This is a genomic window from Bilophila wadsworthia ATCC 49260 (assembly GCF_000701705.1).
Lineage (GTDB): Bacteria > Desulfobacterota > Desulfovibrionia > Desulfovibrionales > Desulfovibrionaceae > Bilophila > Bilophila wadsworthia.
Genome location: NZ_JNJP01000006.1, coordinates 120,768 through 135,965 on the forward strand (window position 1 = coordinate 120,768; position 15,198 = coordinate 135,965).

Annotated in this window: 15 protein-coding genes; 6 read left to right on the forward strand and 9 right to left on the reverse strand. The window is 53.9% G+C overall.

Going from position 1 to position 15,198, the window contains the following annotated elements; translation table 11 throughout:
• Positions 1-78: 78 nt before the first annotated feature.
• Positions 79-1,296 (forward strand): acetate kinase, encoded by a 1,218-nt coding sequence (locus tag T370_RS0104705; RefSeq protein WP_005027014.1) that lies wholly within the window; start codon positions 79-81, stop codon positions 1,294-1,296.
• 93 nt (positions 1,297-1,389) lie between these two features.
• Here the strand turns inward: T370_RS0104705 and miaA are convergent, their stop codons facing one another.
• The 4 genes from miaA to T370_RS0104725 form a co-directional block, all read right to left on the reverse strand.
• Positions 1,390-2,304 carry a tRNA (adenosine(37)-N6)-dimethylallyltransferase MiaA gene (gene miaA / locus T370_RS0104710; protein WP_029434923.1) on the reverse strand — a complete coding sequence of 305 codons (915 nt, stop codon included), beginning with the start codon at positions 2,302-2,304 and terminating at the stop codon, positions 1,390-1,392.
• A complete protein-coding gene (gene coaD / locus T370_RS0104715; protein WP_005027011.1) occupies positions 2,301-2,897 on the reverse strand; it encodes a pantetheine-phosphate adenylyltransferase in 597 nt (198 codons plus the stop codon). Before coaD ends, miaA begins: the two co-directional genes overlap by 4 nt.
• Positions 2,876-3,442, reverse strand: coding sequence for a 16S rRNA (guanine(966)-N(2))-methyltransferase RsmD (rsmD, locus tag T370_RS0104720; protein WP_005027009.1), 567 nt, complete (start codon positions 3,440-3,442; stop codon positions 2,876-2,878). Before rsmD ends, coaD begins: the two co-directional genes overlap by 22 nt.
• Positions 3,443-3,550: 108 nt before the next feature.
• Positions 3,551-5,170, reverse strand: a complete 1,620-nt coding sequence (locus T370_RS0104725; RefSeq protein ID WP_029434924.1) for an MBL fold metallo-hydrolase RNA specificity domain-containing protein — start codon at positions 5,168-5,170, stop codon at positions 3,551-3,553.
• Positions 5,171-5,404: 234 nt separating this feature from the next.
• Between T370_RS0104725 and T370_RS0104730 the strand changes: the two genes are divergently transcribed.
• From T370_RS0104730 to T370_RS0104740, 3 genes are all read left to right on the forward strand, one after another.
• On the forward strand, positions 5,405-6,055 hold the full coding sequence (locus T370_RS0104730) for an LOG family protein (RefSeq protein ID WP_016361006.1): 651 nt from the start codon (positions 5,405-5,407) through the stop codon (positions 6,053-6,055).
• A gap of 134 nt (positions 6,056-6,189) precedes the next feature.
• Entirely contained in the window at positions 6,190-6,624 is a 435-nt protein-coding gene (gene tadA / locus T370_RS0104735) for a tRNA adenosine(34) deaminase TadA (RefSeq protein WP_282705449.1), read from the forward strand.
• Between the two features lie 121 nt (positions 6,625-6,745).
• A complete protein-coding gene (locus tag T370_RS0104740) occupies positions 6,746-7,300 on the forward strand; it encodes an NADPH-dependent FMN reductase (protein ID WP_029434926.1) in 555 nt (184 codons plus the stop codon).
• A gap of 71 nt (positions 7,301-7,371) precedes the next feature.
• On the opposite strand, the gene nifS is transcribed toward T370_RS0104740, so the two are convergent.
• From nifS to T370_RS0104755, 3 genes are all read right to left on the reverse strand, one after another.
• Complete coding sequence (nifS, locus tag T370_RS0104745; RefSeq protein WP_029434927.1) at positions 7,372-8,532, reverse strand: cysteine desulfurase NifS; 1,161 nt, start codon at positions 8,530-8,532, stop codon at positions 7,372-7,374.
• Positions 8,529-9,377 carry a Fe-S cluster assembly protein NifU gene (gene nifU, locus T370_RS0104750; RefSeq protein WP_005027000.1) on the reverse strand — a complete coding sequence of 283 codons (849 nt, stop codon included), beginning with the start codon at positions 9,375-9,377 and terminating at the stop codon, positions 8,529-8,531. Before nifU ends, nifS begins: the two co-directional genes overlap by 4 nt.
• Before the next feature lie 386 nt (positions 9,378-9,763).
• Complete coding sequence (locus tag T370_RS0104755) at positions 9,764-10,747, reverse strand: NADPH:quinone reductase (protein ID WP_029434928.1); 984 nt, start codon at positions 10,745-10,747, stop codon at positions 9,764-9,766.
• A gap of 415 nt (positions 10,748-11,162) precedes the next feature.
• Here T370_RS0104755 and T370_RS0104760 point away from each other — a divergent pair, with 415 nt between their 5' ends.
• Entirely contained in the window at positions 11,163-11,456 is a 294-nt protein-coding gene (locus T370_RS0104760) for a hypothetical protein (protein ID WP_029434929.1), read from the forward strand.
• An 87-nt stretch (positions 11,457-11,543) separates the two neighbouring features.
• Here the strand turns inward: T370_RS0104760 and T370_RS0104765 are convergent, their stop codons facing one another.
• Positions 11,544-13,262 (reverse strand): amidohydrolase, encoded by a 1,719-nt coding sequence (locus T370_RS0104765; RefSeq protein WP_029434930.1) that lies wholly within the window; start codon positions 13,260-13,262, stop codon positions 11,544-11,546.
• Positions 13,263-14,424: 1,162 nt separating this feature from the next.
• Here T370_RS0104765 and T370_RS25925 point away from each other — a divergent pair.
• On the forward strand, positions 14,425-14,814 hold the full coding sequence (locus T370_RS25925; RefSeq protein WP_248604210.1) for a tyrosine-type recombinase/integrase: 390 nt from the start codon (positions 14,425-14,427) through the stop codon (positions 14,812-14,814).
• Here the strand turns inward: T370_RS25925 and T370_RS0104780 are convergent.
• Positions 14,792-15,130, reverse strand: coding sequence for a hypothetical protein (locus tag T370_RS0104780; protein WP_005026991.1), 339 nt, complete (start codon positions 15,128-15,130; stop codon positions 14,792-14,794). The genes T370_RS25925 and T370_RS0104780 overlap by 23 nt on opposite strands.
• Positions 15,131-15,198 lie beyond the last annotated feature (68 nt).

Here is a 15,198-nt window from a genome sequence, read left to right on the forward strand (position 1 = left end):
TTTTTGCGGAAGATGCCGGATCCTTCATCTTTTTATTGTCACAAGACTCTTCAACTTTTTTAATCAGCTGGTAGAACAATGAAAATTCTGGTCATCAACGCGGGTTCTTCTTCTTGTAAATACCAATTGTTCAATATGGACGACCAATCCGTTCTGTGCTCCGGTGTCGTCGAACGTATCGGGCAGCCTATGGGCAAACTGAGCCATAAGATTGCTCCCGGTACAGACAAGGAAGAGAAAATCGTTGTCGAGCGTCCCTTCCCCACGCACGTTGAAGGGATGGAAGACGTCATTTCCTTGCTTCTGGACTCCGAAAAGGGCGTTATTCAGGACAAGTCGGAAATCTCGGCAATCGGGCACCGCGTGCTGCATGGCGGCGAAGCGATCACCGATCCCGTGCTTATCGACGAAAAGGTAAAAGAAATCATCCGCGACTGCTTCCCCCTCGGCCCGCTGCACAACCCGGCCAACCTGATGGGCATCGACGTTGCGGAAAAGCTCTTCCCCGGCGTTCCCAATGTGGGCGTTTTCGATACCGAATTCGGTATGACCCTGGCTCCCGAAGCGTATCTGTATCCCCTGCCCTACTCGTTGTACGAAGAGCTGCGCATCCGCCGCTATGGCTTCCACGGCACCTCCCATAAATACATTGCGAAAGCGACGGCGGCCTTCCTCGGCAAGCCCCTCTCGGAACTGAACTCCATCACGATGCATCTCGGAAACGGCTCCTCCATGAGCGCCGTTCAGAACGGCAAGTGCATCGATACTTCGATGGGCCTGACGCCTCTTGAGGGTCTGATGATGGGTACGCGCTGCGGTTCCATCGACCCCGCCATTGTTCCCTTCATGATGGAAAAGAAGGGAATGACGCCTCAGGAAGCCGATACTGTCCTGAACAAGCAGTCCGGCCTGCTCGGCATCTGCGGCACCAGCGATATGCGCGACGTACACGCGAACATCGAAAAGGGTGACGAAAAGGCCGCCCTTGCGTTCAAGATGCTGACCCGCAGCATCAAGAAAGTGCTCGGCTCCTACTTCTTCCTGCTCGGCAACGTTGACTCCATCGTGTTCACCGCCGGTATCGGCGAAAACGATGAATTCGTCCGCGAAGCCGTCTGCGAAGGCCTTGAGCCCTTCGGCATCAAGGTGGACAAAAAGGAAAACCATACCCGTAAGCCCGGGGCCCGCGTCATCAGCACACCTGACAGCCGCATCCCCGTCCTCATCATTCCCACCAATGAAGAACTGGAGATCGCTACGACCACGATGCGCATCGTGGAAGAAAGCCAGAAGTAAGATTTTCTCCTGAAAAGACTAGAGCCGTCCTCCTCTGTATGGGAAGGACGGCTCTTTTATGTGATTCGAGCCAAGGGCAGACCTGTCTGGTCACTAATCCTTTTTCCGCTGCTGCCACTCGCTGACGAGAGTGAGGATCTCTTTGCCTTCATTTGGGGCAAACCACTGGATCCGGCTATCCGCGTTGAACCACGTCAGTTGCCGTTTCGCGTACGCCCGCGTGTTTTTGATCCACAGCTCCCGTGCGGCATCCAACGACAAGACGCCCGAAAGATACAGATGAAGTTCCCGGCATCCGATACCGGACCATCCCGGCAGCGTCCCTTCGGGGTATACAGCATACTCGGAACGGGCTTCCTCAAGCGCGCCTGCCTCAAGCATCAAGTCGATGCGGCGCGCCAACAGAGGCGTCAACGTATCAAGCGGAAGGCGCAAGCCTATACGCAGCACATCCGCATCCCTCGGGGGCGGCGTTTGGCTGTGCCACCATGAAAAGGTTTTCCCTGTGGCCTCATAGACGCAAAGGGCTCTCACAATGCGCTGCCGATCGTTCTCATGGATACGGGCGGCGTATGCCGGATCGATTTCCTTCAGTTTCCGATGCAGCACCAACGAGCCTTCGATGCGGCACGCTTCCGTAAGTCTCGTGAGGATATCATCCGGTATGGGCGGAATATCCACAATGCCGTCAAAAAAGGCCCGGAGATATAACCCCGTCCCTCCCACAAACACGGGAAATGCCGTGTGTTCGATATGCTCCAGGGCCTTTTCCCCCCAAGCCCCGGCGGAAAAACGGGCGTCCGTTTTCAAAAAACCGTAAAGGCGATGCGGGAGCACGGACTGTTCCGCCTGAGAGGGTTGAGCCGTGATGATCGGAAAAGCTTCAAAAACCTGACGAGAGTCCGCATTGATGATCTCTCCGTTGAACTGCCCGGCAAGGCGTAAAGCGATCGCGGATTTTCCAACGCCCGTAGGGCCGACAAGACAGACGACGCGTGGTTTCGTCATTTATCAGTATCCCTGTCGAGTGACGCTTCCAGTTCCTGTAAGCGCGCAAGTTCCGAGAGTTCCGGTACGGGCGGCAGCGATACGGGTTCGATCTCTCCGTGCGTGAATCCGAAGCGCTCGCGCAAGCAGCTGAGAACATGGTCAGGGACAAGCCCGCGCACATCTCCGCCCAAACTTGCGACGGTCTTGACGATAGTTGAACTGATATACAGCCAGCGGTAATCGGAAATCAGAAACAGCGTCTCAATATCCGGGCGCAGCTTGCGGTTCATGAGCGCAATCTGAAATTCATATTCAAAGTCTGAAACGGCCCGAAGCCCTCGAAGCACAGTATGGACATTCCGGCGTGCAACATACTCCACAAGCAGCCCTTGAAACGGCTCAACGGAAATATTCGGCTCCTTGGCGAAAACTTTCTCCGCCATGGCCACGCGCTCTTCGAGGGAAAACAGGGGCGATTTTCCCGTATCGGCGGCTACCGCGACGATGATGTTGTCGAACATGCGCAATCCTCGCCGGATGATGTTCGCGTGTCCGTTCGTCAGGGGATCGAACGTTCCGGGATAGATCGCTACTCGTTTGTCTTGTGCCATAAGATGATCCGGGTTTGTCCGTAATTTCGATCGATTTCCAATTCAAGTTCCTCATGGGCCGCTGCGGCGTCAAAACGCAGCAGACCTTCAATCTCGGCAAGCAAATAGCCGTCGGGTGCGAGCCAGCCGCCCTTCATAATGGCCTTGAGCGTAGGGACCAGCCGATTTTCACCATACGGCGGATCGGCAAAGATGACATCGTAAGGCTGATACGCCCTGCCCCGCAGAAAACGCAGGACATCGCTCTCCGCCACACGGCACCGATCCGACACATCCAGCGCTTCCACATTCTGGTTCAAGCATTGCACAACTTTCGGCTCGCGCTCGACAAGGCAAACCTCTTGCGCTCCCCGGCTGAGAGCTTCAAAGCTCAGGCTTCCGCTTCCGGCAAACAAATCCAGAACGCGCAAACCGCTCCATACAACGCCCCGCGAGGAAAGCATGGAAAAAATGGCTTCGCGTACCTTGGCCGTAGCCGGACGATACCCCGGCCCTTCAACCGTCTTCAGATTCCGGCCTCCAAGGGCACCGGCAATGATTCGCATGAAAACTCCAGTAGGAAACGGTCGGTTTGTCACCAACGTTGAAGTGAACGGATTCTATTCAAACAAAAACGGAGAAAAAGAGGCCCATTGCGGGCCCCTCTTCTTCACTTACAGCTGAGTCAGGACGGACAGCAATTCCTTGTTGAGCTCAAGGATACGATCCCGGATATCAACCTGTTCATCCCAAGGCCGTTCCCCAGCCTTTTCAAGGCGCGTACGGAGCTTGGAAAGCTTGCCTTCCGTTTCTTCAAGCAGCAATTCCCAGTCCACATGCGCATAACTCTTCGGTTGGGCGGTAACGACCACTTCGGGAGTAGCTCCCGCCGCAAGAGCCATTTCTTCCAAATAGCCGGGAGCATACACTGAAAGATGGAACTGGTCTTTGATAAGGCCGGAAAGGATCTGCTGTGCTTTCTCTTCGCCATGCACCAGCACGACCTGCATACCGGGATGCGCCATTTTCCGGATCCAATCCAAAATCTGGCTCTGCCCGGCGTGCGCGGAAAACCCGCCAATCGTAAAAACTTTGGCCTTGATGGCGACATCTTCATTGAAAAGCCGGATGGAGCTTGCGCCATCAACGATCTTACGACCCGGCGTGCCGACACCCTGATACCCGACAAAGACGATGCTGGCCGTGGGACGCCATGCGTTGTGCCGGAGGTGGTGCTGGATGCGCCCGGCATTGCACATTCCGCTTGCGGAAATGATGATCGCCGGCCCTTTCATCACATTCAACGCCTGGGATTCCAAAGCGCTCAAGGTAAATTTCAGGTTGGGCAGCAATGCGGACATGTTCCCTGACAGGTCGATCTCGGGCGTGTCCAAATAGTCCTTGAATTCTTTGAAGACTTCCGTTGCGCGGATCGCCAGAGGGCTGTCAACGAATATGGGCATGTCATCCGGGAGCTTCCCCTTCTGCCGCAGCAGGTACAGGCAGTACAAAATCTCCTGTGTGCGCCCCACGGCAAAGGCGGGAATGATGACCTTGTCATGGTTATTGTAACTGTAGGCGATGGCTTCCGCCAGTTCGTCAAATGTCGCTTCTTCGTTCTTATGATTACGATCGCCGTACGTACTCTCAATGAACAGATAATCAGCCTGGCTGGCGACGACCGGATCATGCATCAGGAGCGTGCCCGGACGCCCCAAATCCCCAGAGAAGACGACACGGGTCGTTTTGCCGTCTTCCGTTACGGTCAGCTCCAAGAAAGCGGAGCCGAGGATATGGCCGGCGTCCTTATAGGTGACGGCAATGCCCGGATGGGGTTCGAAGGTTTTGTTGTATTCCACCAAACGGAATTGGTCCGGGACTTTACGGGCGTCTTCAACCGTGTATAGCGGTACGATCTCTTTGCTTTTGCCGTTTTGTCCGGTGTGCCGCTTTTGCTTCTTTTGCCTCCATTCAGCTTCCATTTCTTGAATATGCGCGCTGTCCTCAAGCATCAGCCCGGCAAGGGCCGCTGTCGGTGGCGTGCAGTAAATGGAGCCTTTGAACCCCTCATGCACAATGCGGGGCAAGAGGCCGGAATGATCGATATGAGCGTGTGTCAAAAGGATAAAATCAATATTTCCTGATTGGTAGATATCGGTATCGAAGTTACGGGCCTCGATCTCGGAGTTCCCCTGATGCATACCGCAGTCCACGGTAAAACGAATCCCGCAAGCCTCAATGAGATAGCAAGAACCGGTGACCGTCTGCGCCGCACCGAGAAAATGAACTTTCATAGAACCTCCTGATGCAGAGTAAATTCCCAAACAGGGTCCCATACTACCTGTAACCGGTATCCCATGACAAGAAAAACTATGCGCTCCCATAAGCCGGAATTATTCTCATCATACCGACATGATATGAAGAAGAAAAATTACGCGCCCTCATCGCGCGCACGGTTTCTCTTGGAGCGCTTGCGCCATTATGCACACCGGGCTATAGTCCCTTTCATACCTCAAAAGGAGCTATCTATGAGCCAATCCCCGATAGACATGCTATCTATCCGTGAATCATGGCGAATGTTTAGGATTCTCGCTGAAATTGTCGATGGGTTCGAAACGCTCAGCGATCTTGGTCCTTGCGTGTCCATTTTCGGTTCCGCCCGGGTCAAGCCCGAGAACCCGTTGTATGCCGAGGGCGAGACCATCGCCAAGTTGCTGGTCGAGTCGGGTTATGGCGTCATCACCGGCGGCGGTCCCGGCCTCATGGAAGCGGGCAACAAGGGAGCCACCGAGGCCGGAGGAACGTCCGTCGGCCTGCATATCCAGCTTCCCCACGAACAAGAATGCAATAAGTATGTAAAAATACGCAGTGATTACCGCTACTTCTTCCTGCGCAAGCTCATGTTTGTAAAGTATGCGCTCGCGTATGTCGTCATGCCCGGCGGCATGGGCACCATTGACGAACTCTCCGAAGCGTTTGTGCTCGCGCAAACCAAACGTATCCGTCCGCTTCCCATTATCCTGTACCAGAGTACCTTCTGGAACGGCTTCCTCGACTGGGTCCGCAGCACAATGGTTTCCGGGGGCTACATCAGGGCTTCCGAGGTGGACGATCTCGTCACGGTCTGCGATACGCCCGAACAGGTCGTTCAGCAGATTCGCAGACGGGTCATCCTGTAATGACGCCATCCAAGAGGCCGCCCTCCGGATCGGAGTATCCTTGGGCGGCCTTTTCCGAGACAGTCTGCGACCCCCGCGCCTATACGCCATGGGGCCCCGTCCCTCCCCCTCCTTCCGGCTGGTCGTGGGAGGGGTTGATGCTCCAAGCGATTGCGAAAGCACGGCAAGCGCCCCAGCAAGGAGAAGTCCCCGTAGGGGCGCTCATCGTCGATCCAGCGGGGACGATCCTCGCCGCCGAGCACAATCAGCCCATTACCCTGTCCGATCCGTCAGCCCATGCCGAAATCATGGCCATGCGTTCAGCCGGAACCGTTTTGGGCAATTACCGCCTCGAAGGCTGCATTCTCGTCGTTACGCTTGAACCTTGTCTGATGTGCACGGGCGCCATCGTTCATGCCCGCCTTGCCGGTGTCGTCTATGGTGCTGCGGACAATAAAGCCGGAGCTGTGGAATCGTGCTTCAACGGGCTGGATCTGCCTTTCCACAACCATCGTGTATGGCATATGGGCGGTATCGCCGCACCGGAATGTGTATCCTTACTGCAAAATTTTTTTCAAAAAAGCAGATAACGCCGTTTCTTTATTCCCATTAAGTTTTTTTGACAGATTGTGTATCACCCTCTCTTCTGATTTGCCTTTCTCATGGACAAACGGCGTTTACCGCGCTAATTTCAAAGGAGGAGGAATACGTATGAATCCTACTCTCAATATTCTCGGCATCTCCGGAAGCCTGCGCGCCCAGTCCCGCAATACGGGGCTCCTGCGGTTCGCCAAGCAATGCCTTCCCCCCACGGTGAACTTCCAAATCGCCGATCTCGCCGATGTTCCTTTTTACAATGCCGATCGTTGTGATTCCAAACCTGAACCAGTACAAATGCTGATCCGGCAGGTGACCGAAGCCGATGCCCTCGTGCTGGCTTGTCCCGAGTACAACTACTCCATCGCCCCGGCCCTGAAAAACGCTCTTGACTGGGTATCACGCGAACCGGACTGTGCGCCTTTCAACGGAAAACCGGTAGCCATCATGGGAGCCGGCGGCGGCATGGGGACATCGCGCGCGCAGTATCATTTGCGGCAGGTCTGCGTTTATTTGAACCTCCGCCCAGTGAACAAACCGGAAGTCTTTTCCAACGCCTTCTCCGCCTCTTTCAACGAATCCGGAGATCTCATTGATCCCTCCTTGCAGCAGCAAGTCACGGCGCTCATGAACGCCCTGCTCGCTTGGCATAGCCAGCTCACCAAGTAATGCCGCCGCAACAGTAACAAAAAAGGCACCCGGATGAGGTGCCTTTTTCTTTTTCTGTCAAAGAGAACTGGCTATTTCATTGCCCTAAAGGGAGAAATCGCACGCAACTGCTCAATGATGGGCGGCAGATTTTCAAGGACGTAATCGATTTCAGTGTCCGTTGTATACCGGGACAGCGAGAAACGGATGGAGCCATGCGCGAAGGTGAAGGGAACGCCCATAGCACGCAGCACATGCGAAGGTTCCAAACTGCCGGAAGTGCAGGCCGAACCGGAGCTAGCACAGATGCCGAGCTGATCCATGAGCAACAGGATCGCCTCGCCCTCAACATACTGAAACGCGATATTGGACGTATTCGGCAGACGGTTCTCCACATCTCCATTCACGATGGCATCGGGGATAGCCGCCAAAAGGCCTTTTTCCAGCTTATCGCGGAGGGCGGGCACTCTCGTGTTTTCATCCGTCATGTGGTTCATGGCCAATTCACATGCGGCACCGAGGCCTACGATGTACGGCGCGTTTTCCGTGCCGGCGCGACGCCCCCTTTCCTGATGCCCGCCGCGAAGAAACGGGATGAACCGCGTTCCCTTGCGGACATACAGCACTCCGATCCCCTTGGGGGCGTGGAGCTTGTGCCCGGAAAGCGCCAAAAAGTCCACCGGCATCTTGGCCAGATCAATAGGAAGCTTGCCGGCGGCCTGTACGGCGTCGGTATGGAACAGGATACCCCGCTCCTTCACCATTTCAGCGATCTTCTGAATCGGAAAAACGGTACCGGTCTCATTGTTGGCGAACATGATGGAGACAATGGCCGTATCTTTGCGCATAGCGTCCGACAGTTCGTCCAGATCCAGGCGCCCTTTGGAATCCACGCCCAGATACGTCAGCTCATACCCCTTCTGCTCCAGATGCTGCCCGAGGGCGATAAGCGCCGAATGTTCAACACGGGTCGTGATGACATGCTTTTTTTCAGGCTGCGCCTGCAAAGCGGACATCACGGCAGTGGAATCGCTTTCCGTGCCGCAAGAGGTGAACACGATCTCTTCAGGCTGCGCACCAAGCATCGCCGCAACCTTTTCCCGTGCATCCTGAATGCTCTTGCCCACCTGCCCGCCGAACGTGTGCATACTCGAGGCATTACCATATTTTTCCGTAAAAAACGGAATCATGCTTTCAAAAACTTCCGGCGCTACGCTGGTCGTGGCGTTGTTATCGAGATAGATGACGCTCATGCCTTCACCTCTTCAACCACAATTTCCGGTTCCACCTGTTCACGGAGGATCTTCTCAACCAGATCCTTCAACGTCACCGTGCGGGAACTGCAGTTCGAGCACAGGCCGCGCAAAGCGACGACGACCCGATGGCCATCGACATCCACCAATTCGATATCACCGCCATCCGCAGCGAGACGCGGACGGACTTCATCCTGGAGGACCTGCATGACCTTTTGCATACGCTGCACATTGGTCATTATGGACTTCGGAGCGGGATTAAATTCCTTCAGCTTCGGCTTCCCCAATTCCTCATCAAGAATATCCTGAATGGTATCAAGGCATTCTCCGCAACCACCGCCAGCCTTGGTGTAGTTTGTAACCTCTTCCACCGTCTTGAGGTTGTTTTCCTCAATGGCACGGCGAATCTGAACATCGGTCACACCAAAACACTTGCAGACCAGTTTGCCTTCATGCTCATGCTGCTTCTCGGCGGGTTCGCCGCGCCAGTTACGCAGAGCCGCTTCCAAGGCTTCCTGTCCCATAACGGAGCAATGCATCTTTTCACGGGGCAATCCACCAAGGTATGTCGCAATATCCTTATTGGTCACCTTGGCCGCTTCTTCCACCGTCTTGCCCTTGATCATTTCAGTCAACGCAGAGCTCGACGCAATAGCGCTGGCACAGCCGAACGTCTGGAAGGAGGCATCTTCGATGATGCCTTTGTCGTTGATCTTCAAGAAAAGCTTTAAGGCATCGCCGCAAGCAAGGCTTCCCACCTCGCCAATGGCGTTGGCATCAGCAAGTTCACCCGCATTACGCGGCTTCAGGAAATGCTCCCGAACGGTATCCGTGTATTCCCACATATGCTGTCCTCCAAAAAAGCTGGTCACCAATCCGGGGTGCAACCGGAGTCACGCCCGGAGAGCATAACGATTCGTTAAAGGGACTTCTCCCGACAGAATACCATATAAGCCCTAACCTCCATAATGGAAGGGGGAGCAAGGTATTTTCTTGTCATCCGTTCTACTCGGAAATCTATGCACCGCTTCACTGGGCAGGTCAAGCTGACATCACATGGGGATATGCATCCGTATCCAGTTATCGTATATGGATATTATTAAAACACCTCTTCTATTCGTTTTAAAGAATAAGCTTTCCAAAGTCACAGGAGCGGACGTTCCCTTCACAAAAAGGCCGTGAATCTCAGGGAGGAATCACGGCCAGCAAACCTTGCTTTTCTGGCGTAGCCTTACTCAATGCGCAGGAGCATCTTGCCCGGCTTGCCGCCGCGCGCAATGATGTCCTCATGTGCCTGAGCCGCCTTTTCAAGGGGCAGTATGTCGCCAAGAACAGGACGCAAGGCACCGCTCCGCAACGCGGCCGCAACCGCAGCTTCCGCCATGCGCGCCTCTTCCGGGGCGCTATGCCAGATGGCCATGCCCATCACCGCGGATTCCTTGGCCATGAGGAGACGCGGCGTCATTTCAAGGCTGCCCCGGCTGCCTATGACGACAATACGCCCATGCTTGGCTATCATCCGCATGTCATTTTCCAGATTCTTATCCGCAAGCATTTCGAGAATCACATCCAGCCCCACTCCATCCGTAAGCGCGGCCAGCGTATCCAGATAGCCCGGTTGCGTGTGATCCAATACGATATGCGCTCCGATGCTGCGGACAAGCTCCATAGAGGCAGGGCTCCCTGCGGTACCGATTACGAACGCTCCACATGCACGCGCCAGCTGTACGGCGACGGTCCCCACACCTCCGCTCGCGCCGTGTATGAGGATGCGTTCTGCGGGCTTAAGGCCTGCACATTGAAAAAGAGCCCTATACGCGGCCATACCGGGAAATCCCACCGCCGCACCTTGCTCAAGCGTAACGGCATCGGGCAGGAGATGAACAGCCTCCGCATCACAGACAACCTTCTCAGCATAAGTCCCCGTATTGCGTCGCGCCGTAAGAGCCGTCACAAAAACCCTATCACCGGGTTTACTGCCTTGCACCCCCTCGCCCACCTTGTCCACAACTCCCGCGCCATCAAACCCGGGGGTATAGGGCAATGTGGGTTTGAAGAAGGCATACTGGCCCGTTCTGATATAGGCTTCGGCAGGATTGACCCCCGCCGCATACAGCCGAACACGGATCTGCCCATGTTCCGGTTCTGGTTCCGGAATGTCCGTAAGGCGCAAAACCTCCGGGCCGCCAAATGCCGTCATGACAATAGCGCGCATAACGATACTCCCTCAGTCTGTAAGCTACATGGGCATTTCTGTCGCCCCAATCATTGTTACCTGAAGCCCTTACCTCTGAGGCTTCTTTATTAAGATGCCTCCTGTTGCAAGTATATGATTTCCCAAGAAGCACACTATGGAGATAGGGCTATCCTTCATATTCAAAAATCCCAATCATACTTCTCGCGCCATTGCTGCCCAGCGCTACATGGCATGGGGCACATTGTCCATGAGAAGCCCATCTTAGACCTTGCGATTCAGATACCTCGCTGTTATTTTAGGGTAACCTTCAACCGTAGATATGTATTTTCTATGGCGGGCCACCACAGCAGCGTGACGAAGAGCCCAACGGCGAACGTCTTGCACTCATGATGGCGGCCCATTGCGATGAGGCTGATTACAACAGGAGCACAGCATGGCAAGTACGGAATCCGGTCGTCAGATGTACCCTTCGTTTAAAGAAGCCCACGAGGCCTTTGTGGCGGAATACACCGCCTTGTATCAGGGATTTCCCAAATATCTCGAAGATCTTGTGATCGGTTTCGGCTGGGGGGAAGACGCTGCGGGGCAACGGTGGTTCATTATTTCGGCCAATCCGCAAGATTTGCAACACTTGACCTATCCTGAACTCGTGAGCTGGGATTTCGAAAACTTTACCGACATCCCGGAGCTTATCCAGCACGCGCATCTGGATAATATCAGCTTCTAAGTCGCCTATGCTGCATATTCCGACGCAATACGATACTTAAAAAGGCCCGCTTTGGGCGGGCCTTTTTAAGTATCAGGCAACGGCGCATCAAGCGCGCTTGTAAACCGTATTACCGCCCACAATAGTTTCTTCCACCATGATGTCCTTCAACTTGACCGGATCCACCTTGGTGGGGTCCTTGTCCAAGATAACCATATCCGCCAGCTTGCCCTTTTCCAGAGAACCGATCTTATCCTCGAGCCGCTGCATATAGGCACCGTTAATGGTTACGCCGCGCAGGGCTTCCATAACGTCGATGCGCTGATCAGGGCCAAGAACCTTACCCGAGGACGTGAGACGATTGACTGCCGAAAAGACGTCCATAAGCGGACTGATGGGCGTCACGGGCGTATCGTTATGCAAGGCGAAGGTAATCTTATGATCCAGTGCCGCCTTCAACGGGCTGATATGGGCCGCACGCTCGGGACCGGCCACCATGTCGCGGTGGATGTCGCCCCAGAACCATGTGTGGGTCACGAAATAGGAAGGCACAAAGCCCTTTTCGGCAATGGCCACCACCTGATCAGGACGACAGAACTGGCAGTGATTGAGAATATGGCGATGGTCCTTACGCGGATTCTTTTCCAAAGCGGCGCTATACGCGTCAATCATGTCCTGAATGGCTTGGTCGCCATTGGTATGTGTGGTGATCTGCCAGCCCGCATCGTGGAGTTTCTGGACCAGCGCAAACAATTCTTCCTGCGAATTGAATACCGGAAAACCGCGAAAATCTGCCGGCTTACCGGGCAACTGCTTGAAGTAGGGCTTGGAGAACCATGCCGTATAGCCCTGCGGGCTACCATCGGCAAAAAGCTTGGCCGGCCCAAGGAACACCTTGCCTGCCTTATCCAGCTGCGCACCCTGCCGCTTTTCGCCATAGCTTTCTATCAACTTGGCATTACGGCCGTTGGGCCAGATGACCACACGGATGCCCAGATCGCCGTTTTCGCTGGCCTTAAGGAAAAAGTCATCCACTGTGGGGCTGCCGCCATTGTTGGCCGTCGTAATCCCCGCAGCGGCGTAGATCATATTGTCACGACGCACGGCCTCTTCATATTGTGCGGCCGTAGGCTTGGGACGGATGGCTGAAACAGGCGCTTGGGCCGCCGGACCTTCCAACACCCCATCCAGCTTTCCGTCCGGACCGCGACGGAATTTACCGCCTTCAGGATTCGGCGTCTCTTCCGTAATGCCGGCCAACTCCAGAGCTTTGCTGTTCGCCACACCTAAATGGCCGGACACATGCTTCACAAAAATGGGGTGCTCGGTGGACACCGCATCCAGATCGGCACGGGTTGGATGCCGTTGTTCTTTAATCGCTAAATCGTTATAGTTATAACCGACGATCCATTCACCCTTTTTCGTCTGGGCTGCACGTTCCTTCAGCAGGCTCTGCATATCCGCAATCGACTCAGCACGCCCAAGAGGAGGCACGTTGAGATTGACCATCGTCAACTCATTGAAAGCCCCTGATGGGAAGTGGCTGTGCCCGTCGATCATGCCGGGGATAAGCGCTTTGCCCTTAAGATCCACTACGGTGGCGCCCGAACCCGCAGCGGCCATAACCTCGGCCTTCTTGCCCACGGCCAGAATCGTTTCACCTTTCACCGCGATGGCTTCTGCGATGTCGTTGTTCTTGTTCATGGTGAAAATGGGACCGCCCATATAAACACGCACCGAATCCTTGGCAAAAGCTGTCAATGCCGGTGAAACCATGAGAGAAAACGAAACAGCAGCCGCACCTTTTAGAAACGTTCTACGGATCATGGGATACCTCACAGGGGGGTAAAAAAGGAGGGGAGAAGGGAACCCTGCCATGTTTTGACCCTACTTGCTCTTTTTTTCACTGTCAATGCATTTCTGCATTACAATTTCAGTTATGCATATGTTATAGTTAATGACTATCTGAATTATAATCTCTTTCGCTTTATTGCCGCTGTGTGTTCATTCCTGTCTTCTATTGAAATACCTCAAGAAAAGAGAAATGAACGCAGGTAACGTTACTTTTTTCTCAATACTTACAGCATAGTTATCAACAATTATTTATCAAAAAGGGATAACATATATCTGAACTTTTCTATGCCCGTTAGCAGTCTTTTGAAAGGTTTATTTTATCCATTTTTATATATTTGCCCTACATTATGACCTATTTTCACAGTCTGTATTAAATCCGACTATGCATTCCAATATTCTCTGTGCAATCCAGTATACCATTTTAATAGAGTCATCTCCAATAGTTTGTGTTTTAGATGATTCTCGGGTAATACTTTATAATTACTTGAGCGAAAGAGATGGCGCAATATAAAATATTTCCAATGAGTTGCTTCTCAGCACTGATTTGCTCAATGAAGTGCGGTAGCTCAACACTCATGCCGCACAGCCGTCATTTTGGCTTACAAACGAATTTTGGAGGTTAGGGAAGCAAGGCTCAACCGTCATCAGTACTCCCCCTATCGGTACGAGACCGAAAACCGGCTTTCTTGCTCTTCTTTCCGGCCTGAGAGAAATTACGCCAAGTTCGCATCCGTGCGGCTGACTCAGCTCGAAATCATGGCTATGAACATGACAAAGTGGCTATACGCCGATGCCTCCGGGAGCTATACTGTATTTAGGGGAAACACGCTCTCCCCTTCGACGGTCAACTTTATCCTTCTCGATGTCCTCAACGTCATAGGGCGCATGATCGAATGGGGCCTTCATCCCGGCCCTGCCCCTAAAGTCAAACTGCTTCCATCGAACAACGAGAGGCAACGATTTCTTGCACCGATTGAATTGGAGAGGCTGCTCGATGTCCTCGAAATACTCTCCTGCCGCGTATACCGCATTGCACTCATTTTCATGCACACGGGAATGCGGGTGGGCGAAGTGCTCCGTTATGTGCGGTCAAGATGCCGACTTTGAGAACCGCCTCATCCATGTCGATGGGAAAATGGGAAAGCGCGCCGCGTTCATGGACGATACGGTTATCAACGTATTGCAGTCCATTGTCCCAGTCCGACCAGCCGATCTCGTCTTCACTACGGCAAAAGGACTTCAAATCCGACCCAATGCCTTGACCCATACCTTTACGAAGGCCGTAAACATTCTTGGCCTGAACGACGGTATCACCGATCCCCGGTTCAAAGTCGTTATTCACACCCTGCGACATACCTTTTGCTCGTGGCTGGCCAGTCAGAATGTCCCGCTGTACACCATCGGCAAGCTGGTGGGGCATACAAGCCTGCGGTCCACCCAACGATACGCCAAGCTCAGTCCCGACGCTAAGTGGGATGCCCTGAAACTTATAGAAAAAATCGCTAGCTCTGCTCATACGTCTTGACCTTTCGGGCCGCCATATACCGATCCAAATCCTTGCGGGCATAAAGCACCTTGGCACCATCCTTGATGTACACAGGGCCTTTTCCGTCCACGCGCTTACGCTGCAATGTCGATACGGGCGTACTGCAATAAAAAGACGCGGCTTTTTCATCCAAATACTCCCGGTGCGGAAACGCTGCCAATTCAACGAGCGGAGCAATCTCTTCCCTGATAGCCTTGACGATTTCGTCTCCCAACTCTGGAGAAACTTCACTTTTCTCTCCCCCGCACACGACACGCAGGGCTTCAATAAGCTGCTTTTCATGCGATTGCGACATGCTCACTCCTCCATGCGTCCGATGAGCGCCGGGACGCGCACGGCTGTCTTGATGATGTCCTCGGCGGT

Coding starts and splice junctions, on each gene's coding strand:
- nifS (WP_029434927.1), bottom strand. CDS start 8,532: ATGAGCGTCATCTATCTCGATAACAACGCCACGACCAGCGTAGCGCCG.
- miaA (WP_029434923.1), bottom strand. CDS start 2,304: ATGACGAAACCACGCGTCGTCTGTCTTGTCGGCCCTACGGGCGTTGGA.
- T370_RS0104760 (WP_029434929.1), top strand. CDS start 11,163: ATGGCAAGTACGGAATCCGGTCGTCAGATGTACCCTTCGTTTAAAGAA.
- nifU (WP_005027000.1), bottom strand. CDS start 9,377: ATGTGGGAATACACGGATACCGTTCGGGAGCATTTCCTGAAGCCGCGT.
- coaD (WP_005027011.1), bottom strand. CDS start 2,897: ATGGCACAAGACAAACGAGTAGCGATCTATCCCGGAACGTTCGATCCC.
- T370_RS0104730 (WP_016361006.1), top strand. CDS start 5,405: ATGAGCCAATCCCCGATAGACATGCTATCTATCCGTGAATCATGGCGA.
- T370_RS0104755 (WP_029434928.1), bottom strand. CDS start 10,747: ATGCGCGCTATTGTCATGACGGCATTTGGCGGCCCGGAGGTTTTGCGC.
- rsmD (WP_005027009.1), bottom strand. CDS start 3,442: ATGCGAATCATTGCCGGTGCCCTTGGAGGCCGGAATCTGAAGACGGTT.
- T370_RS0104705 (WP_005027014.1), top strand. CDS start 79: ATGAAAATTCTGGTCATCAACGCGGGTTCTTCTTCTTGTAAATACCAA.
- T370_RS0104725 (WP_029434924.1), bottom strand. CDS start 5,170: ATGAAAGTTCATTTTCTCGGTGCGGCGCAGACGGTCACCGGTTCTTGC.
- T370_RS0104765 (WP_029434930.1), bottom strand. CDS start 13,262: ATGATCCGTAGAACGTTTCTAAAAGGTGCGGCTGCTGTTTCGTTTTCT.
- T370_RS0104740 (WP_029434926.1), top strand. CDS start 6,746: ATGAATCCTACTCTCAATATTCTCGGCATCTCCGGAAGCCTGCGCGCC.
- T370_RS25925 (WP_248604210.1), top strand. CDS start 14,425: ATGGGAAAGCGCGCCGCGTTCATGGACGATACGGTTATCAACGTATTG.
- T370_RS0104780 (WP_005026991.1), bottom strand. CDS start 15,130: ATGTCGCAATCGCATGAAAAGCAGCTTATTGAAGCCCTGCGTGTCGTG.